This window comes from Streptomyces sp. NPDC048504 (assembly GCF_043200035.1).
Lineage (GTDB): Bacteria > Actinomycetota > Actinomycetes > Streptomycetales > Streptomycetaceae > Streptomyces.
In genome coordinates, this window is the sequence record NZ_JBICXA010000005.1 from 201485 (window position 1) to 225369 (window position 23885).

A 23885-nucleotide genomic window follows, 5' to 3' on the forward strand; every position below is an offset into this window, starting at 1 on the left:
CATGACACCTGAGCGACCCGACCCGGCAGTGCCCACGGCCACCTACCGGCTGCAGCTGCAGCCCGAGTTCCCGTTCGCGGCGGCGGCGTCGGCCGTGCCGTACCTGGCGTCGCTCGGCGTCTCGCACCTGCACCTGTCCCCCGTCCTGGAGTCCGTCCCGGGCTCGACGCACGGCTACGACGTCGTCGACCACGCGCGCGTACGGGACGAACTCGGCGGCGAGGACGGCCTGCGGGCCCTCGCGCGCACCGCGCGGGAGCACGGTCTCGGGCTCGTGGTGGACATCGTCCCTAACCACATGGCCATGGCCCCGCGCCACAACCACGCCCTGTGGGAGGTCCTCCGGGAGGGCCCCAAGTCGCCGTACGCGCGCTGGTTCGACATCGACTGGGAGGCGCAGGGCGGGCAGGTGCTGCTGCCGGTGCTGGGCGGTCCGGTCGGCGCGGAGCTGGGGCACCTGGAGGTCGACGGTGACGTCCTGCGCTACTACGACCACGTCTTCCCGCTGCGGGAGGGCACCGCGGAGCTGCCGCTGCCGCGGCTCCTGGACGCGCAGTGGTACCGCCCCGTGTGGTGGCGGCTGGCCCGCACCGAGCTCAACTACCGGCGCTTCTTCAGCATCTCGGAGCTGATCGGGGTGCGCGTCGAGGACCCGGAGGTCTTCGACGCCACCCACGCGAAGATGCTGCAGCTGCTGCGCGAGGGCGTCGTCGACGGCCTGCGCGTCGACCACCCCGACGGCCTCGCCGACCCCGACGACTACCTCCGGCGGCTGCACGAGGCGACCGGGGGCCGCTGGACGGTCGTGGAGAAGATCCTCGCGGACGGGGAGCGCCTGCCGGCGTCCTGGCCCGTCGCGGGCACCACCGGCTACGACGCGCTGAGGCAGGTCGACGGGCTGTTCACGGACCCGGCGGGCGCCGGTGAACTCCTGGGCCAGTACCGGAGGTTCGCGGCCCCGCAGACCGACCGGGGTGGGCAGTGGGAGGCGACGGTACGGCGGGCGGCGTACAAGGTGCTCACGCACGAGCTGGTCGCCGAGATGGACCGGCTGACCCGGGTCACGGCCCGCCTGTGCGCCACGTCCCCGGACCCGGCGCTGCGCGACCGGGCCTCCTGGGCGCTGCGGACCGCGCTGCTGGAGCTGCTGGTCCGCCTGGAGGTGTACCGGCCGTACACCTCGGGCGACACCGCCGCCGTCGTCACCGAGGAGGCGGCCGCCGAGGCCCGGCAGGCGTTCGTCGTCGCGGAGGAGGCGGGCGCCGTCGACGTCGTACGGGAGCTGCTGCTGGGGCGGTCCGGGGACGGGCCCGAGCAGGTCGAGTTCCGGACGCGGTTCGCGCAGACCGCGTCCGCGCTGCGGGCCAAGTCCGTGGAGGACACGGCGTTCTACCGCTATGTGCCGCTGCTGTCGGCGACCGAGGTGGGCGGGAACCCGGGCAGCCCCGCGGTGTCCCCGGAGGACTTCCACGCGTACTGCGCGCGCGTGCAGCGCGACTGGCCCGCCATGGGCACCGTCCTGTCGACCCACGACACCAAGCGCAGTGCCGACGTACGGGCCGCGCTGGCGGTGCTCACCGAGGTGCCGGAGCGCTGGGCGGACGTGCTGTCCGAGGTGACCCGTACCGGCGAGGGGGTGCCGGACGCTCAACTGGCGTGGGCGGCCTGGCAGACGGTGTTCGGGCTCGGCCCGGCTGACGCGGAGCGCGTCCAGGAGGCCCTGCTGAAGCATGTGCGCGAGGCGGGCCTGTACACGAGCTGGACGGAGCAGGAGCCGCCGTACGAGGAGGCGGTGGCGGCGTTCGTCGCGGCGGGCCCGTGCGGGGCGCCCGGCGAGCACGTGGCCGCGTTGCGCACGGCACTTAAGCCGCACATCCGGGCCAACATGCTCGGCGCCGCCCTGGTTCAGCTGACGATGCCGGGCGTACCGGACCTCTACCAGGGCACGGAGGCCGAGTACCGGGCCCTGGTCGACCCCGACAACCGGCGCCCGGTGCCCTTCCCGCCACCGCACCCCGGCGACAAGGGCGCGCTGACGTCCGCCGCGCTACGGCTGCGGGCCCGCCGCCCCGAGGCCTTCGGGGACGCGGCGACGTACACCCCGCTGACGGCGGAGGGCCCGGCGGCGGCGCACTGCGTGGCGTTCACGCGCTCGGACGCCGTGGTCACGGCGGTGACCCGGCTGTCGGCGCGGCTCGCTGCGGCGGGCGGCTGGCGCGACACGGTGCTCGCGCTGCCACCGGGGCGATGGGCCGATGTGCTCGCTCCGGAGCGGGAGTTCACGGGGCACGCACGCGTGGAGGACGTCTTCGGGACGTTGCCGGCGGTGCTGTTGGAGCGGGTGGGCGAGAGCCACTAGCGGGTGCGGACCCTGAGGACCTTGGGCGAGCGCCGGACCAGATCCTCCGGCGCCGTCCGGGCGCCCTCTGCGCGGCGGAGGCCCGGCAGGGCGGTCAGCAGGGCCCGTAGACCGTGTTCGGCCGCGAGACGGGCGAGGAGGGCGTCGGAGGAGGTGTGGCGCCCGGTGCCGTGGGCGAGCGGGGCGGGGTCGGGGCGGAAGGCGTCGTAGCGGTCGGGGTCGGTGAAGCGTTCCGGGTCGCGGCCGGCGGCGCCGAGGAGGCAGGCGACGGTGGCCCCGGCGGGGATCACGCCGACGGGTTCGACGGCCCGGCGCAGCACGATGTGCAGCGGCGGATCGCGGCGCAGGGACTCCGCCCAGGCCCCGGCCGTGAGCCCGGGGCGGGCGCGGAGCACCTCCAACTGGCCCGGATGGTCGAGGAGGTTGGCGAGGAACGACGCGAGCGCCCGCGCGGTGGTCTCGCCGGCCGCGCCGAGCAGCGCGCCCACCAGTTTCGTGACGGCCTCGTCGGTCCGCGCGGCGCACAGGACGGAGAGCAGGTCGCCGCCCGGGTGGGCGCGGCGCCGGGCCGTCAACGGGCGCAGGAAGACGCCCAGTTCGGAAAGCCCGCCCCCGGAGGGGCCGAGTCCCGTGCGACACCAGCAGTGCACCCGCGCGGTCTCCTCGTACGGCAGCCCGAGCGCGGCCACGACCGTCGCGGTGGGCAGCCAGTCGCAGAACTCGGCCACCAGGTCGGCCTCTTCACGCGCGGCCAGCCGACGGGCGAGGACATGGGCGCCGCGTTCGACGGCGGCGGTCAGGGCGGCCAGCCCGGGCCCGCGCAGCGCCCGGTCGAGGAGCCGCCCCGCTTCGGCCGGCCCGTCGCCGGGCAGGGCGACGAGCCGCGGGTCGGCGAGCGCGGCGCGGACGTCGTCGTAGCGGCTGACGAGCCAGGCGCCGAAGGGCTCGTCGTACACAAGTGGGTAGTGCGTGCGGAGGGTGCGGTAGAGCGGATACGGGTCCCGTGCGGCCGTCCGCAGGCTCGGTGGGCCCGGTGGACGGGCCGGGGTGCCCGCGGTCCGCGTGACGAGCACGTCCGTGAGACACAGCACCGCCGTCCGCTCCCGTGGTCGTCGCTCCGCCCCGCGCCATGGGGCGCGCGGCCGGTCCTCCGCGCCATGCGCACACACGCGGATGCCCCCAGCCGACCACCGCACCGCGCGGGACGCAGCCCTCGTACGGCCGTACGGGTGAAGCAGGCATCCCCTGGTCCGACGGCGTACGCGGCCCGGCCGCACGCCGTAGGACCGTCCTGGCCACCGGCTCTCACCCGCGTACGACCCCGGGGTGCGTGCCGGGCGGCGGGCGTGCGGTGACGAACGGCGACGTCGGTGTGCTCGGTGCGGGGGTACGCGCGTGTGCACGACGGGGACGTCATCGGGAGTGAGCGCGAGTGCTCGCGAAACCCGTTGGGGAACGCCGGCCCCCTGCTGGCACCAACGCCCCTACCGGCTGCCGGTAAATGCGCCTGGGCGCCCCCGGTAGCCTCCCCCGCAGGCTCCTTGACAGTTGACAGAGCCCGTGAAGTACTGCGGTTGCGAAGCCGGAGCTGACTAATCGGGGGTGAGTCTCCTGCCGGAGTTGCGATACCCCAGCGTGACCGAACTGGTCTCGTCCGCAAGGGCGTTGGCCGCGCACCGGCCGGGCCTGTGCGCTCTGAGGCAGGTGGGTGTCTCCCGCGCGGGCAGGCCACTCCATCTGCTGTCCGTGGGGCACGCCCGCCGCGCCGTCCTGGTGGTCGCGGGCGCCCACGCCAACGAGCCGACCGGCGGCTCCACTCTCCTCGCCCTGGCCGAACGGGTCGTACGGGAAAGGGAGTTGAGGTCGGACACCTCCTGGCACTTCCTGCTCTGCGCCGACCCGGACGGGGCGAGCCTGCATGTCACGCCGGCGCCGCGCAGCCTGCTCGACTACCACCTGGGCTTCTACCGTCCGGCCGGGCCCGAGCAGCCGGAGTGGTCGCCCTCCGTGCTGCCGCCCGACCGACTGCCGCCCGAGACACGGGCGTTGACCCGGGTGATCGACGAGCTGCGGCCCTACCTCCAGGTCACCCTGCACGGGACCGATCTGGGCGGCAGCTGGGTGCAGCTGACGAAGGACATACCGGGGCTGGCCGAGCCGTTCGCCAAGTCGGCGGCCGAGCTGCACATCCCGGTGGAGACGGGCGCCTCGGACGCGGCGGGCTGGCCCGCCTCGGGGCCCGGGGTGCATGTGATGCCGGCGCCCGGTTCGGACGTGGCGTACCCGAGCATGCCGGACGACGCCCGGCACAGCACCTGGTACCACGCGCACCGCTACGGCGGCCTCACCGCGGTCGTGGAGGTGCCGATGTGGGCCAGCGACCTGGTGGACGACCCGGCACCGCATCCCGCCCCGGCGGCGGCGATACGGCGGCTGGCGCGCCGCCTGCTGCGGGACACGCGGGAGGTGGAGTGGGTCCTCGCCGACGCGCTGCCGCGCCTCCAGGGCGTCGACACACCGCTGCTGCGGGCCGGGAAGTGGGCCCTGGAGCTGGTGCCCGGCCTGGCCGCTGACTGGATGCACACACCGCCCGCCGACACGACGATGGCGTACGTCGGCAGCGTGGACGCGTTCGGGCGCCGGCTGCCGTTGCGGGCCGCGGCGATGCTGCTGCGGGTCCTGCGGGAGACCGACGACCGTGCGGCGCCCCTGCTCGAACACCTCGTGGCGACCTGGAGCGACGCCTTCGCGGAACGCTTCCGGGCCCGCTGGGTGCCCCTGGAGCACCAGGTCGAGCATCAGTCCCGCACGGTCGTGGCGGCGGCGTTGTACGCGCGCGAGCAGGCGGGCGGATTCGGAGACGCTCCACGCGTGCGTGCCCAACGCTCGGCCTGACGCCGCCCGCCCGGCCCGTGTCTCAGGTGTCCAGCGCGAAGACCTCTCCTGTGTGCGCCGCCATGGCGCACCCGTTGGAGAACGTCCTCCTGTAGTCGACCGGACGCCCCTTCCACTCCCCGTGCGCGTGGGCGGTCACCGGGGCGTAGATCATCGGGCACATGACGCCCTCGGCCGGGATGGCGTCGATGTCGCCGCCCGCGGCGCCCAGTTCGGCACAGGCCTCGGCCGCGTGGGCGTGCCCCTGGGGCGGGTCGCACAGCAGCAGCGTCCCGCGCGTGTCGCTGGACCGGCTGTCGCCCCGGGTGACGGTGAGGTAGAGCCAGTCGCCCCGGATGCCGTGGCGGGGTGCGGCGGCCTGGGCCGGTGCCTGTCCGGCGGCGAGGAGGACGAGCGCGGCCAGCAGAGTGCCGTGGAGCGCGGCCGTTCTCACGATGCGTGTCTTCAGGGTGCGGGTTGTGGAGGTGCGCTTCTTCGGGGCGTACGGCTTGAAGGTGGTGTTCGTCATTCCCGGTGCATCGGCACCGCGGTCTCCGTACCCCACCCCGGCTCACCCGAACGGGAGCGCACGGGCGCGTGCCGCCGGGCCAGTTCGAACGCGCTGAGCACCACGCGCGACTGGTACTCGACCTGGCGCGCGACCGAGATCCAGCGCGCGCCGCAGCCGTCGCGGTAGTCGGCGCACCACTGGTCGATCAGCCGGTCCAACTCCGGTAGCACACCGGCCGGATCGCGCCCGGAGGCGATCACGAGCTGGTACAGCAGCCCCGCCGTCCGCAGCGCCAGCCGCCGCCCCGCGATGCGCAGGGCGGCCAGGTGGGCGGTGTTGAGCGGTGGCAGCGGGCGGGCGGCGCCGGTGTCGACATCCGGATCCCACGCGTCGGCGAGCCCGGGGATCACCAGTAAATAGTCGTCGACCGGGGCGAGCAGCCGCGCCGCGTCGGACACGACGAGGGTTCGGGGACGGGTGTCGGCGGCGTCCCGCGCGGGCACCCCGACCGGCTCGGTGGCGGGCCTCGGCCAGGCGTCCCTCAGCCCGACGCCCATCCCCTCCTCCGTCGCGCCCTGCACGAACGGCCGTATCCGCGCGAGGAGTTGTTCCAGGAGGCGGCTGTCGTGGCGCAGGGTGTGGCTCACGGTGCGGAGGAACGCGTCCGCGTCGGTGGGCGGCGCGCCGTTCTCGACGCCGGTCACGCCCCACATGGGCGCTTCCACGACCGCGGTCACCGTGCCGTGCCGGTGGGGGTGGTACCAGGTGGACTCGACGGCGGCCTCGGTGATGGCCGCGGCGAGATCCCCCGGGCGCGGTGGCGGGATGCGGTAGACGGCGGGGCCGAGGCTCGGCCAGTACAGGGTGTCGTAGGGGCCGAGTTCGCGCGGGATGCCGAGGCGGGTCGCGGTGTGGGCGACGCGGCGGGCGAGGCCCGGGAGGTCGTGGGTCAGCTCCACGAAGCCGCCGCCCACGTCGACGCCGTGCAGGGAGCACTGGAGGAAGGGCCGGAGTTCGTCCTGGATCTCCAACAGGGCGCGCGTTTCCGGGAGTCGGGCGCCTGCCGCGCCGTGGGGCAGCCACTCGGGCTGTTCCAGGAAGCCGGGCCGGAAGAAGTTCCGGAAGTACCGGCCGAGACTGTACGGGCCGGGCAGCCAGCCCTCGTTGCGGCGCGAGCCGTCGGGGTCGAGGCACAGCAGCAGATTCCAGGTGGCGTCGGCGCCCTCGCTCAACCGGGGGTCGGCGAGGACCCGTTCGGCCAGCCGCAGCACCGTCGCGCCGCCCACAGGCTCGTTGGCGTGCGGTCCGGCGACCACGAGGGCCTGACGGCTGCCGTGGCCCACGGAGAGCAGCCACAGGGGCGTACCGGCGCGAGAGGTCCCGACGCGGCGCAGCCGGGCGTCCTGGGGGCGGCGGGCGACGAGCGCGGCGGCCTGGGCGGCCAACTCGTCCACGGACGGGTAGCGGAGGAGTGGCGGCAGGGCACACCTCCACAATGGCGGTGCCGTCGGTTCACCTGATGTGCATGGTGTACGCACAGTCAGTCACGGCGTGAGGGGTACGTCAACACCGCCGTACGGAAAGGGATTTGACGTATCTCCCCGGTTGCCACATCGGGTAATGCCCAGGCCAGAGGTGAGGTAGGGGCTGTGTTCGCGCTCAGGCGCCGGCGAGCCGGAACGTCATCCGGCCGAAGCCGATCTGGTCGCCCTCGCGGACGACGGCCGCGCCGATCACCCGTCGGCCGTTGACCGTCGTGCCGTTGGTCGAACCGAGGTCGCGCAGCACCCACATGCCGCCCTGGCGGCTGAGTTCGGCGTGCACCCGGGACACCGTCTCGTGGGTCAGGCGCAGCCCGTTGGCGGGGTCGCGGCCGATGCGCAGCGGATGGCCGTTGCCCGGGTGGGGCAGCAGCAGCTTGGGGAGCCGCTCGGCCTGCCAGGCCCTCCGCAGCCGTACGGTGAAGCCGGAGACGGCCTCCACGGTGCCGAACAGCACCCTGGAGACACGGCTTTCGGTGGGCAGGTCGGCGGTGAGCGGCACGAGGTCCTCGGACCGGCGGGCGGCGAGCGCCAGTTCCATGCGCCGGATGAACGTGTCGTGGGACAGCCGCCCCATGGCGACGCCGTCGTGGAGGACCTTGAGCGCCTTGTCGCGCTCCGCGTCGGACAGCCGCGCGGGGTACGTGTGGAACTCGAAGGACGACGTCACGTTCGTGATTGTCGGGCAGTGAACCCCGGGTGTCCAGAAGACGCGGAAACGGCACGCACGCGCGTGAAGATGACGACACCTGCGCCAAAGGGACGGATTCAAAAGCGGATTGATCTCGTTTGAAGCACGATGGACGGGCTACATCCCGGTGAGCAGACGAAGGGGAACCGTCCGTGCAGTTCGAGGTGTGGGCACCAGAGGCAGACCGTGTGACGCTCCATTGTGAGGGCGCCACGCGCGCGTTGGAACGCGATCTCGAGCGCGTGGGGTGGTGGAGCGGCGAGGCGGAGGCGGTCGACGGCACGCGGTACGGGTTCGCGGTGGACGACGGCCCGCCGCTGCCCGACCCGCGCTCGCGCCGGCAGCCGGACGGCCCGGACGGGCTGAGCGCGGTCGTCGACCACGAGCGTTACGCGTGGCGTGCCGCGTGGTCCGGACGCCCGCTGCCCGGAGCGGTGCTCTACGAGCTGCACGTCGGCACGTACACGCCCGAAGGCAACCTGGACGCAGCCGCCGACCGGCTCGGCCATCTCGTCGAACTGGGCGTCACACACGTCGAGTTGATGCCCCTGTGCCCGTTCCCGGGCCGGCACGGCTGGGGCTACGAGGGCGTCTCGCTGTGGGCCGTGCACGAGCCCTACGGCGGCCCCGAGGGACTCAAGCGGTTCGTCGACCGGGCCCACGAACTGGGCCTGGGTGTCGTGCTCGACGTGGTGCACAACCACCTTGGCCCGTCCGGCAATTACCTGCCCGCGTTCGGCCCCTACTTCACGGACACGCACCAGACCCCCTGGGGCAGCGCGGTCAACCTGGACGCGCCCGGCTCGGACGAGGTGCGCACGTTCCTGCTGGGCAGCGCGCTGGCGTGGCTGCGCGAGTACCGGATCGACGGGCTGCGGCTGGACGCGGTGCACGCGCTGCAGGACACGCGCGCGTGCCACTTCCTGGAGGAACTGTCGTCCGCCGTCGACGCGTTGGCCGCCGAGACGGGCCGGCCACTGTTCCTGGTCGCCGAGTCCGACCTCAACGACCCGCGTGTGGTCACCTCCCGCGCGGAGGGTGGCCTGGGGCTGCACGCGCAGTGGAACGACGACTTCCACCACGCTCTGCACACCGCGGTGACCGGTGAATCGCAGGGCTACTACGCGGACTTCGCGCGGGCCCCGCTCGCGGCGATCGCCAAGACCCTGACCGGTGGCTTCTTCCACGACGGCACCTATTCGAGCTTCCGGGACCGGCACCACGGCCGCCGCCTCGACCGCACGCGCGTGGCCGCGCACCGCCTCCTCGGCTACAGCCAGACCCACGACCAGATCGGCAACCGCGCCCAGGGGGACCGCCTTTCGGCCTCCCTCTCCCCCGGGCTGCTGGCCTGCGCCGCCGCGCTGACCCTGACCGGGCCCTTCACGCCGATGCTGTTCATGGGCGAGGAGTGGGCCGCGGGCACGCCCTGGCAGTTCTTCACCGACCACACCGACCCGCACCTCGCGGAGGCCGTACGGCAGGGCAGGCGGCGGGAGTTCACGTCGCACGGCTGGGCCGCGGAGGACGTACCCGACCCCCAGGACCCGGCGACCCGCGACCGCTCCTGCCTCGACTGGTCGGAGCCGGAGAACGAGCCCCACGCGCGTGTGCTGGCCTGGTACCGCCGGCTCATCGCCCTCCGCCATGAACAGCCCGACCTCACGGACCCCGACCTCACCGACACGAAGGTGGCCTACGACGAGGACGCCCGCTGGCTCGCGCTGCGCCGCGGAGACGTACGCGTCGCCGTGAACCTCGGCAAGGAGCCGGCCGCGATCCCCCTGGGCACGCGCCCGGCGGAGATCCTGGCCGCGTGGGAGCCGGTGGAGGCGCCGGGGGCGGACGGGCTGCTGCGGCTGCCCGGGGAGTCGTGCGTGGTGCTGGCGCAGGCGTAAACGCTTGCGCGAGCGTTTACGCGCTACAACTCCCCGTCGCCTTCCCGGAGTTCCGTCACCCGCTCCAGCAGGATCGCCTCCCAGGTCCGCCGTAGCTGGGTCCTGAGGAGCGGGACGGGCCCGGCGTCGCGGCCCTTGAGGTGGTCGGCGAGGCGGACGACGGTGTCGCAGCGGGCGAGCCAGAGGCCGCGCAGACAGGGGCGGGCGCCGTAGCCGGCGAGGGTCGCGGCGCGTACGGCGGCGGGCGAACCGACCGCCAGGGCGAGCCCGGCGATGTCCTCGGCGGGGTCGCCGAGGGTCGCGTCGGTCCAGTCCAGGACGCCACGGACCCGGCCGTCGGTGCTCACCACGAGGTGCTCGCCCTTGAGGTCGTGGTGGACGAGGACCGCGGTGCCGGGCTGGGCGGCGAGCTGGATCGCGCCGGGCTGGGTGAGCTGGTGGAGGCGTGCGGCGTCGAACTCGTCGGCGGCGGCAAGGCGTTCGGCGGCCTGCTCGGCGGTGCGGCGCAGCTCCTCCAGGGAGCGCGGTGCGGCGCGCGGGATCCCGAGCGACTCGGCCTGCCGTACGGGCACCTCGCGCAGCCCGGTGAGCAGCCCCGCCAGGTCGGCCTCACCGACGGCGGAGACGTCCTGGTCCTCGCCGGACCGGCCGGGCACCTTGGTGTCCAGCGTGTAGCTGAGCCCCGGCGCCCACTCGCCGTGCGCCACGCTGGTTGGAACCGCGACGGGGAGATACGGCCGGACGAGGTCGCGCAGGCGCAGTTCACGGCGTTGCCGCACGGTGGCCGCACGGTCCGGGGCCAGGCGCAGCACATGGCGGGAGCCGACCCACCAGGTGCCGTGCTCGCCGCCCTCGGCCACGGGCCTGATCTCGGGTCCGGCACCGTCGGCCGCACCGTCCTTGAGCAGGGAACGGACCAGCTGGCGGACGGTGTCCGCGGTGGGTGTCGGTGCCTGGGTCATGGTCGCGCCGTCGCCGTTCGGGGTGTCGGGGGCTCCTGGTCGTCGTCAGTCCACCAGGGCCATCTCGCGTGCCGTGTTGTTGAGCCGTCGCCCGCCGTCCTGGGTGACGGTGACGATGTCCTCGATGCGCACCCCGAAGCGGCCGGGCAGATAGATGCCGGGCTCCACGGAGAAGCACATCCCGGGCACGAGGGGCTGTTCCTCGCCCTCGATCATGTACGGCGGCTCGTGCGTGGTGACGCCGATGCCGTGGCCGGTGCGGTGGATGAAGTAGGGGCCGTATCCGGCGTCGTCGATGACCGCGCGGGCGGCGCGGTCGACCTCCTGGCAGGCGACTCCCGGGCGCACCGCGCGGAACCCGGCCTCCTGGGCCTCGCGGACGAGGTCGTGGACGCGCTGTTCCTCGTCGCTGGGTTCACCGACGTGGACCGTGCGCGAGGTGTCCGAGCCGTAGCCGTCCTTGAGTCCGCCGAAGTCGAGGACGATCATGTCGTCCCGCTGGATGACGCGGTCGCCGACCTCGTGGTGCGGGTTGGCTCCGTTGGGGCCCGAGGCGACGATCGTGAAGTCGACCTGGGAGTGCCCGAACTGCCGTAGCAGATCGGCGAGATCGGCGCCGACGTCGGACTCGCGGCGGCCGGCGAAGGGAACCTTCCGGATCTCCTCGTACGTTGCGTCTGCGGCCGCTCCGGCGGCCGCCATGAGGTCCAGTTCGGCCGCGTCCTTCACCGCGCGCAGCATCGGCAGTGCGTCGGTGAGGGAGGCGTAGGTGGTGTCGGGCAGCGTCTTCTGGAGTCCGAGCAGGTGCATGGACCAGGCGTTGTCGCTGATGCCGAAGCGGCCCGTCGCGTCGAGGAGGGCGGCGGTGGCGGCGTAGGGGTCCTTGCCGTCGGTCCAGTCGCGCAGAGTGAGGGCGTCGGCGCCGGCCGCCTTGGCCGCGTCGGGGGCCTCCAGGGTGGGCACGACGAGGACCGGGGAGCGGCCGGGGGCCAGGACGAGCACGGTGAGCCGTTCGGTGACCGCGGTGGGCGCGTAGCCGGTGAGCCACACCAGGTCCGGTCCCGGTGCGACCAGGAGCCCCGCGAGACCGGCGTCGGCGGCGGCCCGCGCGGCGCGGTCCATGCGGGCCCTGTAGTCGGCGGCGGCGAAGGGCGCGGGCGTGCTACCGGTCATTCAGGCCTCCGAGGACGGACGGAACGGGGCTACGGTCAGCATCCTGCCCGGACCCGGAGGGCCACGCGAGCCGATCGGCGGGACTTCCCCGGTCCGGGCATCGCGTCCAGTGCTCTCCCGGCCGGCGATCGGCGTCACGTCGCGGGCCACTTCCAGGGCGACGCGCGACGCCGTGTCAGACGATGTACCCGGGGACCACGGTGAACTGCTGGAAGCCGCCGCTGTTGTGCCGCACCGTGACCGTGACCTCGTCGCCGGGATGGGCACGCGCGACCGCGCGCGCGAGGTCGGCCGCCGAGTCGACCCGGGTGCCGCCGAACGTGAGCAGGACGTCGCCGCGGATCAGGCCGGCCGTGTAGCCGGGGCCGGGGATATGGACGCCGACGATCAGGGCGCCCGCCTTCTCGGCGTCCACGGCTTCCACGCCGAGTGTCGCGACGGCCGGCGTGAGCGACGGTGACGGCGTCGGGCTCGCGGAGGCCGCGGGCCGGCCGGTGGGACGGCTCGTCGGCGCCGGCTGCCCGCCCGCCTGGCGCTGCATCTCGGCGAGTTTGCTCATGCCGATCACCGTGGCGCCGACCGTGCCGAGACCGACCCCCGACAGCACCAGGACGGTCCCGACGAACAGGCCGAACAGCAGGGTCATGAGCCGTCGGCCGCGGCGCCGCGCGGCGTGCGGGCGCCGGGTGGGGCCGGGCTTGGTGCCGCCGCCGGGTTCCTGACCGGGCATCGGCTTGGGACGCAACGCAGTCTGTTCCATGGATCGCCTCCGGCAGATGCTCTACCCGGCGCACCGGCGCGCGACGTGCCACGAACGAGTGAGACTGACCGAGGGTCAGGAGAGGGAAGCCGTAGGTGTCAGGGCGGCGAGGACCCGCCCCTGCCGGCTGTTCACAGCGGTCCGGGCCCGTTGTCAGTGGCGGCTGTTACGTTCTGTGACATGAGCGATCACGCTCTGCGGCTGCTCCAACAGCACGCTCACCTGGCCGAACTGGCCGTGTCCCCCTTCGACTTCGACCTGGACCGGACCGATCACGTCGAGCCGGTCCGGCTGGCCTCGGGCGGCCCGGTGCGTCCGGTCGCGGGTGACGGAGCGGGCGGTACGTACTTCGTGTGCGCGGACGGATCCGTGCTGTACGCCGACTCCGAGGGCTCGGCCGGGATCATCGGCTCGACTGTCGACGAGGCGTTGGAGATCGTGATCGGTCTGCCGGGCTGGCGCGACCATCTGGACCTGTCCCCGGCCGACGGCCCGGAGAAGGTCCTGGCCCGGGTCGCGGAGGTGGAGGAGGAGTTCCGCGAGGACTACGGCATCGACGAGGCGAGGCCCGAACTCCGCGCCGCCCTGGGCCTGCCCGAGCGTTCCCCGGTCGAGCTGATCGGCATGCTGCACACCGCCCTGCTGCGCACCGAGCCCGACTTCCTGCTCCTCAACGCGGAGGAGGGCTGCGCCTACGACCTCCTGGACCGGCATCCCCGTCCCCCTCTGTGGGAGCCGGTGCTCGCCCAGGGGCGGGCGGATCTCGCGGCGCTGCGGGCGGGCGATCGTACGGCGTGGGACGCGACGGCCGAGGATCCCGTACGGCGTCGACTCGTGCTGCGGGCGGCGCAGTTCGACCGCGCGGACGGCGATCTGGAGTTGCTGCGATATCTGCTGCGGCACGAGGCCCGCTCGTCGATGACGGACGAACTGCGGCTCGCCGCCGTGCTGGTGGGGCTGCGCGGGCACGCCGAGGATCTGCCGCTCCTGGACGAGGTGCGGGAGACGGACTTCGACACCGCGTGCGGGCTGAGCGAGATGCCCCGGCCCGACGCGGACGGAACCACCCTGCGGGAGTGGGCCCGAGGGCTGGATGAGTCGTTCTTCGGTGCGGACCCCTCCGACGAACCCCTGTACACCTGGACCGAGTTGGCGGCCGATCAGGGGCTCACCGAGCTGGCCCGGGCCGCCCTGATCCGCAGACTCGACGAGATCGTCATGGACCAGGGGCTGCTACGGCGACCGGAGGCGCCGAAGACGCTGGACACCTCTGATCTGTCCTCGCTCGCCCACGACTTCGAGCAACTCGGTGACCTTCCCCAGGCACTGCGCGCCCAGCGCCTCCACGCCGCCCTCCAGGACACGGCATGGGACCGCGTCTCGGTGTGGCTGACCCAGGCCCGACTGGAGCGCGAGACAGGTCAACTCGCCCAGGCGAGCGGGACGTTGAAGGCTCTGCGGGAGATCCTTGCCGCCCCCGCCGACGACTCGCTCCGGCACTGGCAGGGCGTGAACCTCGGCCGGTTCATCGCCAAGGAGCACTACGCCCTGGCGCGCGACCTGGCCGACGCGGACCTGCCGGAGGAGGCCCGCGCCACGCTGGCGGCCGCCGACGAGATACTCGGCGAGCTCACGGGAGCGGCCGCACCGGCCCTGCGCGAGCTCGCCGAGGACGTGGCGGAGCGGGTCCGGGATGCCCGGGACCTCCGGTGAGGGACCTCAGCCGAACGGCAGCGCCGGCACCCGGTCCGGCACGAAGCCGTGTGAACGCCTCGCCAGGTACGCGGACTTGTAGCGGTCGACCTCGCTGTGCCAGTTCAGGATGCCCGCCATCCAGTGCTGGAGGTCGGTGACGTAGCCCTTCATGATCTCGCGTGCCTCGTCCGAGAGGTCGAAGTCGTCGTAGACGATGGGCAGTTCGTTCGCGGCGACGTGTTCGAACTGGTGCATGCGCTGGGTCATCAGGTCGTGGACGACGCCGAGTGCGGTGGGGTAGTCGATGCCGAAGAAGTTCTGCACGACGAGGATCGCGTTGTGGACCTCGCCCTCGTACTCGATCTCCTTCTGGTAGGAGAAGACGTCGTTGAGGAGGCAGGCGTAGTCGATGGCCGCGTTCTCCAGGGCGCGGACGGGGCCGGTGCGGTAGACCTCGGGCGGGACCTTCGGGCCGTGGCCCATGCGGCACATGCTGAGGGTGAGGTCGGAGCCGAAGGTGGCGCGGCGCATCTCCAGGTAGTCGATCGGGTCGGGGATGCGGTGCTGGATCTGGTTGGCCAGTTCCCAGACCCAGCTCTCGGTCATCGTGTTGATCGCGGTCTTCAGGGTGCGCCGGTCGTCCAGGGGCATCTCGGCGGTCGTGAGGGTCCACAGGTCGATGAGCCCGCGTTCCATGCCGTTGACCGGCACGATGACCGCCGGCCCCTCGATGGGCATGCAGTCCGAGAGGCGGGCCGTGGTGACGCGGGCGGCGGCGAGGTCGCCGCGGATGCCGTAGACGAGGGGGTAGTAGTCGTCGCCGTAGGTCCCCCAGGCGAGCCAGCGGGAGCTGAGGTCGAGGGCCGCCTCGGTGGCGTCCGGGTCGATGCCCGCGGAGCAGAGCGGGAGATCGGCGGCGGCGAGTTTCTCCTCGTCCCAGACGCCTTCCTCCAGGATGCCCATGGCGTGCGACCAGTCGACGAGGCGGTGCCGGGCGCCGTCCAGGTGCGGGCTGAGTTCGACCTCGAACGGCATGTAGAAGTCGGGAAGTTGGGACGGTCCGACTTTCTGGAAGGGAACGTGCGTGTAGGCGCGCAGCCGTTCGGCGCCGGCCGCGGCGAGCAGGGCGCCGATGTCGGCGGCGGAGGTGCCGATGCCGGTCGGGCCGTTCAACGGCGAGTTGTCGAGGGCGCCTTCGTTCATGTAGCGGCTGGAGCGCAGATGCCACTCGTGGCCGCCGGACTGCCAGTCCTGCAGACCCTGGGCGTAGGCGGCGACGGCCCTGACCTCGTCCGGGGTGAGACCTTTCTCCAGGGCCACGGCGGGCACTTCGGTGAACGCGGTGTGCTCGAACTGGTGGAGCCGGGAGGTGAGGACGTCGTTGACGGTGTCGGCGGCCTCCTGGGTGGTGCAGCCGAAGAAGGTCTCCAGGACGAGCACGCCGTTGCTCAACTCGCCCTCGTCCTCGACCTCCCGCTGGTAGGAGAAGAGGTCGTTGCGCAGGTGGACGCCGTCGGAGAAGGTCTCCATCAGCACCCGCAGCGGCCGCTCCTCGGCGACGGACGCGGGCACTTCGGCGGTCGCGTACTCCACCAGCCCCGCCGACCAGGGCGCGCCGCCCACCTTGCGGCGCATCTCGATGTACTCGACGGGGTTGGCGACCCGCCCCTCGTTGATGTTGGACAGCTCCCACAGTGACTCGTTGAGCAGATGCTCGGTGGAGACGGCGAAGCGGCGGCGCCAGTCGACGGACATCGAGGGCACCGTGCGCGCCCACAGGTCGGCGAGCCCCGCCTCGACCGGATTCTCCGGCTCCGGTACGGGAGTTGAGAGGTCCAGCGGCATGAACAGCGGCAGCCGGTCCAGGTAGGCCTTGCCGCCGGCGCGGTCCTGGCTGCGCTTGAAGGTCTCCAGGAAGTGGTCGTCGAAGAAGAACACCCACACGTACCAGTCGGTGATCAGCGACAGGGCGGGCCCGTCGCAGTCGGGGTGGGTGTAGGCGCAGAGCAGGCCGTAGTCGTGCGCGTCGAGGTCGGCCTGCTCCCAGATCCCGGAGCCCTCCAGCATGCCCATCTCGCGTGCCCACACGGAGGAGTGGGCACGGGCCTCGTCCAGATGCGGGTTGAGGCGCGCGGGATACGGCATGTAGAAGTGCGGGAGTTCGAACGGCTGGGTCATGGCCGGGCCCTACCCGTGGCTCTCAACGGCCATCCCGGGCAGGGGACATGATCACACCATCGCGTGAATCAGGAGTGAACCCATGAGTTTCGCCCGCATCTTGTGACGTTCACTTCTACGCGCGCAGACTACGGGGGTTCACGTGTCCCCTCCCTTGGCCGGAGTCCCGATGAACCACTCCCGAACCTTCTCCCGCCGCGCCACGCTCGCCTCCCTGGCCGGAGCGGCGCTGACCGGTACCGCCACGCTCCGCGCGTCGGCGTCCGAGCGGTACGGGCGGACCGTACGGTTCGCCACGTTCAACGCCTCCCTGAACCGCGCCACGCAGGGCGCGCTGGTCACGGACCTGTCGACGCCCGACAACGCCCAGGCGCGGAACGTCGCCGAGACCATCCAGCGGGTGAACCCGGACATCCTGCTGATCAACGAGTTCGACTACGTGGAGGGCGGCGGAGCGGTCCGCCTGTTCCTCGACAACTACCTGTCCCGGGGCCACAACGGCGCCCGCCCGATCCACTTCCCGCATTACTTCACCGGCCCGGTGAACACGGGCGTCCCCTCGGGCGTCGACCTCGACGGCAAGAACGGCGTGGTGACGACGCCGGGTTCGGACGCGTACGGGCAGGACGCGTTCGGCTACGGCTTCTTCCCGGGCCAGTACGGCATGGTCGTCCTGTCCAAGTTCCCGATCGACACGCGCGCGGTGCGCACCTTCCAGCACTTCCTGTGGAAGGACATGCCGGGCAACGTGATCCCGCCGGGCTACTACAGCGACGCGGCCCGCGCGATCCTGCGGCTCTCCTCCAAGAGCCACTGGGACGTGCCAATCCGCCTCGGCCACGAGACGGTGCACTTCCTGGTCTCGCACCCGACGCCGCCCACCTTCGACGGCGCGGAGGACCGCAACGGCCGCCGCAACCACGACGAGATCCGCCTGTGGGCCGACTACATCGGCGGCCACACCCGCAGCGCCTATCTCTACGACGACAAGGGCGTCCGGGGCGGTCTGCGGCCGGGCTCGCGCTTCGTGATCGCGGGCGACCAGAACGCCGATCCGTACGACGGCGACAGCTACGACCACGCCGTACGGCAGTTCCTCGACCACCCGGCGATCAATCTCCCCGCCAAGCCGCCGGCCAGCGCGGGCGGGGTCGAGGCCGCGAAGCTCCAGGGCGGCGCGAACATCGGCCAGATCGGCGATCCGGCGTACGACACGGGCGACTTCAGCGACACGGCCCCCGGCAATCTGCGCGTGGACCACGTCCTGCCGTCCAAGGGCCTGCTCCCCGGCCGCAACGGCGTGTTCTGGCCGACCTCGGACGACCCGCTGTACCGCCTGGTCGGCGACGGCAGAACGGTCGTCACATCGGACCACCGGATGGTGTGGCAGGACGTGCGGCTGGGCTAGGCGTGCGCACCGCGCGGCCCACGCGCGTGCGCAGGGCCACGAACTCCGGCAGCCCCCGCGTGCCGATCTGGTCGCGGGGGCAGGAGAGTTCGACCGGCAGGTCCAGCGCCACCTTCGCGCCGGGGCCGGGCGTCAGGACGACGACACGGTCTCCGACGTAAACGCTTTCGTCGATGTCGTGGGTGACGAACACGATCGTCGTACGGTCCGTGCGGTGCACCTCCAGGAGGAGGTCCTCCAGGTCCTCGCGGGTCTGGGCGTCGAGGGAGCCGAAGGGTTCATCCATCAGCAGCAGGGAGGGGCGGCAGACCAGCGCGCGGGCGATGGCTACGCGCTGCTGCATGCCGCCTGAGAGCTGCCAGGGATGGCGGCGGGCGGCGCCGGTCAGGCCGACGCGGTCCAGGATGCGTTCCGCCTCGGCGCGCCGCTCGGCCCGGCGCAGGCCCTGGCGGCGCAGGGGCAGGGCGACGTTGTCGCGGACGGTGAGCCAGGGCAGCAACGAACGGCCGTAGTCCTGGAAGACCACGGCCAGGCGGTCGGGTACGCCGGTGACCGCTGTGCCGTCGATCGTGATCGTGCCCCCGCGCGCGGGCAGCAGTCCGGCGACGGTGCGCAGCAGCGTGGACTTGCCGCAGCCCGACGGGCCCACCACGCACAGGAGTTGGCCGTCCGGCACGGTGAGGGTGATGTCGTGCAGGACGGGCTGGTCGCCGTAGTACTGGCTCAGGGCGTCGAGGCGGAGCATCGCGGTCGGTCACCTGGCCCAGGGTTCGGTGTAGAGCCCTCCCTCGCCCGCGGCGACCCGGACGTGCAGCAGGTGCGGGCCGTCCTCGTCGGGTGCGCGCAGGGCGCGGTCCAGGGCTTCGGGGAGTACGGCGGGGTCGTCGACGCAGGTCGCCGGGCAGCCGAAGGACTCGGCCAGGCCGACGAAGTCGACGCCTCGGATGTCGGTGCCGGGGACGGGGGCGACGCCGATACGGCGGCCCAGGGCGCGGACGGCCGCGTAGCCGCCGTTGTCGAGGACGACGTAGGTCACCGGCGCCCGGTGCTGCGCCGCCGTCCACAGGGCCTGCACCGAGTAGAGCGCGGAACCGTCGCCGATCACGCAGACCAGCCTGCGTCGGTCGGCGAGGGCGCGGCCGACCGCGAGCGGCAGGCCCCAGCCGAGGGCTCCGCTGCCCGTGGTGAGGAAGCCGCCGGAACTGTCGACGGGCACGCGCGCGTGGAGGGCGTCCCGGTGGCTGGGGGCTTCCTCGACGAGGACCAGGGCGCGGTCTCCGGGCACGCGGGTGCGCAGGTGGTCGAGGACCAGTTCGGCGGTGAGGCCCGCGCCGGGTTCCGGCGGTGCGGGTGCCGGGCGGGGCGGCGGCGGTTCGCGGTCGGCCGTCTTGAGCAGGGCGGCGAGTTGGGTGAGGGCGGGCCTGAGGGTGGTGACGATGCTGGTGCCGGTCGGCAGCCAGGCCGCCTGCGCGGGGTCGCAGTCCAGGTGGTGGAGTTCGGTGCCGGGATGCAGGAGCGGTCCGCCGTCGTCGACGTGGTAGGTGAAGACGGGCGCTCCGAAGGCCACGACGACGTCGTACGGCCGTAGCCGCGCGGCCAGTTGGCCGGCGACCGGTGGCAGGAAGCCCTGGAAGAAGGGGTGGGACTCGGGGAAGCCGGAGCGGCCGGAGAGCGGGCTGATCCAGACGGCGGCGCGGGTGCGTTCGGCCAGCTCGCGGACCTCGGGAAGGGCGTCCTCGTCGTCCACGCCGGGGCCGACCACCAGGGCGGGACGGGCGCAGCCGTCCAGGCGGGCGGCGAGGGCGGCCAGGGCGTGCGGGTCGGCGGTGAACCCGGTGTGCACGGTGCGTGGTTCGACGGGCTGGGCCGGTTGGTCCCAGTCGTCCTCGGGGACGGAGACGAACACCGGGCCGCGCGGTGGTGTCATCGCGATGCGGTGGGCCTCGGCGAGGACGGCGGGGACGTCGGCGGCGCGCTCCGGCTGGTGGGCGAACTTGACGTAGGGGCGCGGGAATTCGGCCGGCCGGTCGGCGCCGAGGAAGGGGCGCAGCTGGAGCAGGGAGCGCGCCTGCTGGCCCGCCAGGATCACCAGCGGGACGCGGTCGCGGTGGGCGTTGAAGACGGCGCCCAGGGCGTGGCCGACGCCGCCGGCCGAGTGCAGGTTGACGAACGCGGCGCCGCGGGTGCCGAGCGCGTGGCCCGCGGCCATGGCGACGGCCGTGGACTCCTGGAGGCCGAGGACGTAGGTGAAGTCGTCGGGCCAGTCGCGGAACATGCGCAGTTCGGTGGAGCCCGGGTTGCCGAAGACGGTGGTCATCCCGGTGTCGCGGAGGAGCTGGACGACGGCGTCCAGAACGGTTCCCTTCATGTGGACCTTCCCTTGCTGCTTCCGTTGTGGCTCCCCCTGCCGGTGAGCCGCTTCTCGGCCGCCAGCAGGCCGGTGTTGAGCAGGAATCCGAGGGTGCCGAGCAGGACCAGTACCGCCCACACGGTCAGCAGGTCGGAGCGCGACTGGGCGTCGGTGAGCGCGAAGCCGATGCCGTTCGCGGTGCCCGGCAGCAGTTCGGAGAACACCATGAGGACGAGACAGAGCGAGAGGCTGAGGCGCAGGCCCGCGAAGATCCGGGGCAGCGCGGAGGGCAGCAGCAGCAACCAGAGGCGTTCGGCCGGGGTCAGGCTCAGTACGGCGGCGACGTCGAGCCGCAGCGGGTCGACGTCACGGGCACCCTCCGCCGTGTTGATCAACACCGGCCAGACCGCGCTGAACACGATCGACGCGAGCTGCATCGGCGTACCGAAGTCGAACACGACGACGAACACCGGGACGAGCGCGGGCGGCGGTACGGCACGGGCGAACTGCAGCACCGGGTCGCAGAGGGCGTAGGCCCGGCGTGAGCGACCGACCGCGATGCCGAGGGCGATCCCCGCGACGGCGGAGAGCACGAACCCGGCGGCCGTCCGGCCGAGGCTGGGCAGGATCGTGTCGACGGCGGCCGAGGTGAGGAACACGTGCTCGACGGGCCCCGAGAACCACAGGTCGTAGGCGTGGCGGGCGATGCGGACGGGCGGCGGGAAGTAGACGCTGCCGTGCGCACGGGCGGCCAACTCCCAGGCGGACAGGGCGAGTACGAGGACCAGCCACCGCAGGAGAGCACCGCGGACCGGAAGGGTTCTACGGCCCGGCGTGCGGCGCGTCGCGGAGAGGGGCGGGTGGCTCATGTCGGCGCCCCGCCCGCTGCCGTCCCGCCGCCGCCCTCCGCCCGGCGATCACCGGAGCCGACCGGCCGTGCGGGACCGGATCCGCCCTGCCCGACACCGTCCGGTCCTGCCCCGCCACCCCCCGCCGACCGGTAATCACCAGAGCCGACCGACCGCGCACACCCCAATCCGCCCCGCCCGGCATCCTTCGATCCGTCCCGGCGTGCGACAGCGGGTCCGCTCCGCCGCGCCCCACCGGAGCCGTCCCGCCTTCGATGCCCCGCCGTCCACGGGAACGCCAGCCGTTCCAACCGCACCAGCACCCCGTTGATCGCCAGCCCCAGCACCCCCGCCCACACCACCCCGGCCAGCACGTCCCGCGTTCCGTCCGTGGCCAGTTGGGCCTGGGCGATGAAGATGCCGAGGCCCTGGCCGAAGCCGGAGAGGAGTTCGGTGGCTATGGCGAGGATCAGGGCCGTGGCGGCCGAGATACGGAGGCCGGCGGCGATGAAGGGTGCGGTGGCGGGGAGTTCGACGTGCAGCAGGACCGAGAGGCGGCCGAAGCCGAAGGCGCGCAGCGTGTCCTTGGCCACGGGGTCGGTCTCGGACAGGCCGTGGACGGTGTTGAAGAGGATCGGCCAGACCGAGGCGTAGGTGATGAGCGCGACCTCGGTCCCGGTGCCGGAACCGAGGAGGAGGGAGACGAGGGGGATCAACGCCACGGACGGGAGCGGGCGCAGGAACTCGATGACCGCGCGTACCGCTTCGTCGATCACCGGCACGCTGCCCAGCAGCAGGCCCAGCGGAATCGCGATCGCGCACGCCAGTCCGAGCCCGAGTGCCCAGGCCCGGAGGGTGACCGCGACGCCGTCCAGGAAGGTGCGGTCGGCCGCCAACTCGACCGCGCGGGCGAGGACTTCGGACGCGGGCGGCAGATAGCCGCGTCGTACGACGCCCGCTCGCCCGATCGCCTCGCAGGCGCCGAAGGCCAGGAGGACGCCGAGCGCGCCGAGGGCGAGTTCCTGGCGGCGGTTCACTTGACGAGGAGCGTGGCCGGGTCGAGCGGCTTCTTCAACAGCCCCTGTTTCCGCATGAGTTCGACGAGGCGATCGAGTTGGGCGGCATCGGTGGTGGCCGGGTAGGCGGGCAGGTTGATGGTCTTGGCCTGATCCGCGGTCACCTTGGTGTACTTGGGGAGTTCGGCGCGTACGGCGGCGGGGTCCTGGGCCGCGATCTTCGACGCCGCCTCGATCGCCCGCTTGAACGCCGCCGCGGCCTTGGCGTGCTTCTCGGCGAAGGCGCGTGTCGTGACGTAGCCGCTGATCGGAAGGGACTGGACGGGCGCCGACCCGCCGTCGAGCAGCACCCGCGCCTTCAACTCGCCCTGGATCGCGCTGTCGAAGGGCTCGACCGCGTGGACGGCGTCGACCTGGCCCTTCTGCAGGGCGGGGCCCATCTGTGGAAAGGCGATCTGCCGGTAGACGGGGTGTCCGGCGCCCTGCTGGTCGAGGATCGCGTCGAGGGTGAGCGACTGGATGTTGTTGAGGATGTTCACGGCGACCGTCTTGCCCTTGAGGTCGGCGGCGCTCTTGATCGGTGAGTCCTTCGGGACGAGGACGTCCATCATGTGCGGTGCCGTGCGGACGCCCTCGGCGAGGATGCGGAGGTCGAGGGTGCCCTTCTCGTCGGCTTGGAGGAAGGTGACGTAGTTCGCGCTCGCGATCATGTCGACCTGGCCCTTGGAGAGGGCGGGCAGGGCCTGGATGCTCTGCTGGACGGGCTGGATGGAGACGTCCAGGCCCTCCTTCACGAACAGCCCGCGGTCCCGCGCGATGTAGAGCGCCGCCGCGTCCGTCAGCGGCAGGGCGGCCACGGTGACCTTCTGCCGCCCTCCGCCGGAGGAGCCGGAGCCCCCGCCGTCGCCGCCGTCGCCGCAGGCGACGAGCACGAGTGCCAGCACAGCCGCGCCCGCCGCCAACCTCCCTGTTCCCACTTGTAATGGACGTGAAGTCGTCATGCGAGCAAGGAATACCAGCGTTTTGGCATGATCACCACACGCGCGTCGGACAAAGATTCACGCTGTGGAAAAATGCGAAACCAGTTCCCCGGCGACCCACGCGAGCGCGTCCTGCAACGCCTCCGTGGCCACCGGCAGCCACAGGGACGCGGAGACGAGCCCGGCGTCGGACAGCCGGCCCAGCTCGTCCCGTACGCTCTCGGCCGTCGCGTCCTCCCCGCCCAGCGGCCGGCCCGGCACCTTCACCGAAGGCGCGAACCCGGGCGGAACCAGGAACAGGCCCGCCGTCAAAGCCAGTTCACCGGGGTCGCGTCCCACCTCGTCGCCGAGCGCGGCCAGCCGCGCCCGCACCCCGGTGAGCGATTCGGCATCGACCCCGGACCCGTGCCACGCGTCGCCGAACCGCAGGGCCCGGCGCAGTGCGGCGTCGCTCTGTCCGCCGATCCACACCGGCGGACCGCCCTCGGTGCGCGGCAGACCCCGAGCCGCGGTGAGCCCTCGCCGCGCCACAACTGCCGTACGGCGACGAGCTGTTCGTCCATCCGGTGACCCCGGCCCGCGAACGGGACGCCTACGGCCACGAACTCCTCGACGTCCCAGCCGGTGCCGACGCCCAGCGT

General features: G+C 72.8%; 19 protein-coding genes. 5 read left to right on the forward strand and 14 right to left on the reverse strand.

All coding sequences use genetic code 11. The features are described 5' to 3' along the window. The first annotated feature begins 1 nt into the window (after position 1). Positions 2–2359 carry a malto-oligosyltrehalose synthase gene (gene treY, locus ACGFY9_RS14700; RefSeq protein ID WP_393754093.1) on the forward strand — a complete coding sequence of 786 codons (2358 nt, stop codon included), beginning with the start codon at positions 2–4 and terminating at the stop codon, positions 2357–2359. On the opposite strand, the gene ACGFY9_RS14705 is transcribed toward treY, so the two are convergent. Further along, positions 2356–3450, reverse strand: a complete 1095-nt coding sequence (locus ACGFY9_RS14705; RefSeq protein WP_393754094.1) for a cytochrome P450 — start codon at positions 3448–3450, stop codon at positions 2356–2358. The genes treY and ACGFY9_RS14705 overlap by 4 nt on opposite strands. 511 nt (positions 3451–3961) lie before the next feature. Between ACGFY9_RS14705 and ACGFY9_RS14710 the strand changes: the two genes are divergently transcribed. Further along, entirely contained in the window at positions 3962–5254 is a 1293-nt protein-coding gene (locus ACGFY9_RS14710; RefSeq protein ID WP_393754095.1) for a M14 family zinc carboxypeptidase, read from the forward strand. 22 nt (positions 5255–5276) lie between these two features. Here the strand turns inward: ACGFY9_RS14710 and ACGFY9_RS14715 are convergent, their stop codons facing one another. The 3 genes from ACGFY9_RS14715 to ACGFY9_RS14725 all read right to left on the reverse strand — a co-directional run bounded on the left by ACGFY9_RS14715 (position 5277) and on the right by ACGFY9_RS14725 (position 7955). Beyond that, positions 5277–5762, reverse strand: coding sequence for an SSI family serine proteinase inhibitor (locus ACGFY9_RS14715; protein ID WP_393754096.1), 486 nt, complete (start codon positions 5760–5762; stop codon positions 5277–5279). Next, positions 5759–7240 carry a M14 family zinc carboxypeptidase gene (locus ACGFY9_RS14720; protein WP_393754097.1) on the reverse strand — a complete coding sequence of 494 codons (1482 nt, stop codon included), beginning with the start codon at positions 7238–7240 and terminating at the stop codon, positions 5759–5761. Before ACGFY9_RS14720 ends, ACGFY9_RS14715 begins: the two co-directional genes overlap by 4 nt. A 163-nt stretch (positions 7241–7403) precedes the next feature. Then, positions 7404–7955 carry an FHA domain-containing protein gene (locus ACGFY9_RS14725; protein WP_393754098.1) on the reverse strand — a complete coding sequence of 184 codons (552 nt, stop codon included), beginning with the start codon at positions 7953–7955 and terminating at the stop codon, positions 7404–7406. A 173-nt stretch (positions 7956–8128) separates the two neighbouring features. Here ACGFY9_RS14725 and treZ point away from each other — a divergent pair, with 173 nt between their 5' ends. After that, on the forward strand, positions 8129–9874 hold the full coding sequence (treZ, locus tag ACGFY9_RS14730) for a malto-oligosyltrehalose trehalohydrolase (protein ID WP_393754099.1): 1746 nt from the start codon (positions 8129–8131) through the stop codon (positions 9872–9874). A 23-nt stretch (positions 9875–9897) separates the two neighbouring features. Here treZ and ACGFY9_RS14735 read toward each other — a convergent pair whose 3' ends face one another. From ACGFY9_RS14735 to ACGFY9_RS14745, 3 genes are all read right to left on the reverse strand, one after another. Then, complete coding sequence (locus tag ACGFY9_RS14735; RefSeq protein ID WP_393754100.1) at positions 9898–10836, reverse strand: phosphotransferase family protein; 939 nt, start codon at positions 10834–10836, stop codon at positions 9898–9900. Between the two features lie 45 nt (positions 10837–10881). After that, complete coding sequence (locus ACGFY9_RS14740; RefSeq protein WP_393754101.1) at positions 10882–12009, reverse strand: M24 family metallopeptidase; 1128 nt, start codon at positions 12007–12009, stop codon at positions 10882–10884. A gap of 175 nt (positions 12010–12184) precedes the next feature. After that, positions 12185–12769 carry a PDZ domain-containing protein gene (locus ACGFY9_RS14745; protein ID WP_393754102.1) on the reverse strand — a complete coding sequence of 195 codons (585 nt, stop codon included), beginning with the start codon at positions 12767–12769 and terminating at the stop codon, positions 12185–12187. Positions 12770–12949: 180 nt separating this feature from the next. On the opposite strand from ACGFY9_RS14745, the gene ACGFY9_RS14750 reads away from it, so the two are divergent. After that, a complete protein-coding gene (locus ACGFY9_RS14750; protein WP_393754103.1) occupies positions 12950–14482 on the forward strand; it encodes a hypothetical protein in 1533 nt (510 codons plus the stop codon). A gap of 6 nt (positions 14483–14488) precedes the next feature. Here the strand turns inward: ACGFY9_RS14750 and cyc2 are convergent, their stop codons facing one another. Next, positions 14489–16642 carry a germacradienol/geosmin synthase Cyc2 gene (gene cyc2 / locus ACGFY9_RS14755; RefSeq protein WP_393754104.1) on the reverse strand — a complete coding sequence of 718 codons (2154 nt, stop codon included), beginning with the start codon at positions 16640–16642 and terminating at the stop codon, positions 14489–14491. A 169-nt stretch (positions 16643–16811) separates the two neighbouring features. Between cyc2 and ACGFY9_RS14760 the strand changes: the two genes are divergently transcribed. Continuing rightward, on the forward strand, positions 16812–18050 hold the full coding sequence (locus ACGFY9_RS14760; RefSeq protein WP_393754105.1) for an endonuclease/exonuclease/phosphatase family protein: 1239 nt from the start codon (positions 16812–16814) through the stop codon (positions 18048–18050). Here ACGFY9_RS14760 and ACGFY9_RS14765 read toward each other — a convergent pair. The 6 genes from ACGFY9_RS14765 to ACGFY9_RS14790 all read right to left on the reverse strand — a co-directional run bounded on the left by ACGFY9_RS14765 (position 18004) and on the right by ACGFY9_RS14790 (position 23775). Continuing rightward, positions 18004–18795: an ABC transporter ATP-binding protein gene (locus ACGFY9_RS14765; RefSeq protein WP_393754106.1), complete on the reverse strand. Its 792-nt coding sequence runs from the start codon at positions 18793–18795 to the stop codon at positions 18004–18006. The genes ACGFY9_RS14760 and ACGFY9_RS14765 overlap by 47 nt on opposite strands. A gap of 9 nt (positions 18796–18804) precedes the next feature. Continuing rightward, positions 18805–20418, reverse strand: coding sequence for a benzoylformate decarboxylase (mdlC, locus tag ACGFY9_RS14770; RefSeq protein ID WP_393754107.1), 1614 nt, complete (start codon positions 20416–20418; stop codon positions 18805–18807). After that, complete coding sequence (locus ACGFY9_RS14775) at positions 20415–21269, reverse strand: ABC transporter permease (protein WP_393754108.1); 855 nt, start codon at positions 21267–21269, stop codon at positions 20415–20417. The genes mdlC and ACGFY9_RS14775 overlap by 4 nt, the downstream gene beginning before the upstream one ends. Beyond that, positions 21266–22285 carry an ABC transporter permease gene (locus ACGFY9_RS14780; protein ID WP_393754109.1) on the reverse strand — a complete coding sequence of 340 codons (1020 nt, stop codon included), beginning with the start codon at positions 22283–22285 and terminating at the stop codon, positions 21266–21268. Before ACGFY9_RS14780 ends, ACGFY9_RS14775 begins: the two co-directional genes overlap by 4 nt. Beyond that, positions 22282–23208 (reverse strand): ABC transporter substrate-binding protein, encoded by a 927-nt coding sequence (locus tag ACGFY9_RS14785; RefSeq protein ID WP_393754110.1) that lies wholly within the window; start codon positions 23206–23208, stop codon positions 22282–22284. Before ACGFY9_RS14785 ends, ACGFY9_RS14780 begins: the two co-directional genes overlap by 4 nt. 114 nt (positions 23209–23322) lie before the next feature. Further along, positions 23323–23775, reverse strand: a complete 453-nt coding sequence (locus tag ACGFY9_RS14790; protein ID WP_393754111.1) for an LLM class flavin-dependent oxidoreductase — start codon at positions 23773–23775, stop codon at positions 23323–23325. Positions 23776–23885 lie beyond the last annotated feature (110 nt).

Coding starts and splice junctions, on each gene's coding strand:
- cyc2 (WP_393754104.1), bottom strand. CDS start 16,642: ATGACCCAGCCGTTCGAACTCCCGCACTTCTACATGCCGTATCCCGCG.
- ACGFY9_RS14745 (WP_393754102.1), bottom strand. CDS start 12,769: ATGGAACAGACTGCGTTGCGTCCCAAGCCGATGCCCGGTCAGGAACCC.
- ACGFY9_RS14715 (WP_393754096.1), bottom strand. CDS start 5,762: ATGACGAACACCACCTTCAAGCCGTACGCCCCGAAGAAGCGCACCTCC.
- ACGFY9_RS14775 (WP_393754108.1), bottom strand. CDS start 21,269: ATGAGCCACCCGCCCCTCTCCGCGACGCGCCGCACGCCGGGCCGTAGA.
- ACGFY9_RS14750 (WP_393754103.1), top strand. CDS start 12,950: ATGAGCGATCACGCTCTGCGGCTGCTCCAACAGCACGCTCACCTGGCC.
- ACGFY9_RS14740 (WP_393754101.1), bottom strand. CDS start 12,009: ATGACCGGTAGCACGCCCGCGCCCTTCGCCGCCGCCGACTACAGGGCC.
- ACGFY9_RS14760 (WP_393754105.1), top strand. CDS start 16,812: ATGAACCACTCCCGAACCTTCTCCCGCCGCGCCACGCTCGCCTCCCTG.
- ACGFY9_RS14735 (WP_393754100.1), bottom strand. CDS start 10,836: ATGACCCAGGCACCGACACCCACCGCGGACACCGTCCGCCAGCTGGTC.
- ACGFY9_RS14765 (WP_393754106.1), bottom strand. CDS start 18,795: ATGCTCCGCCTCGACGCCCTGAGCCAGTACTACGGCGACCAGCCCGTC.
- treY (WP_393754093.1), top strand. CDS start 2: ATGACACCTGAGCGACCCGACCCGGCAGTGCCCACGGCCACCTACCGG.
- mdlC (WP_393754107.1), bottom strand. CDS start 20,418: ATGAAGGGAACCGTTCTGGACGCCGTCGTCCAGCTCCTCCGCGACACC.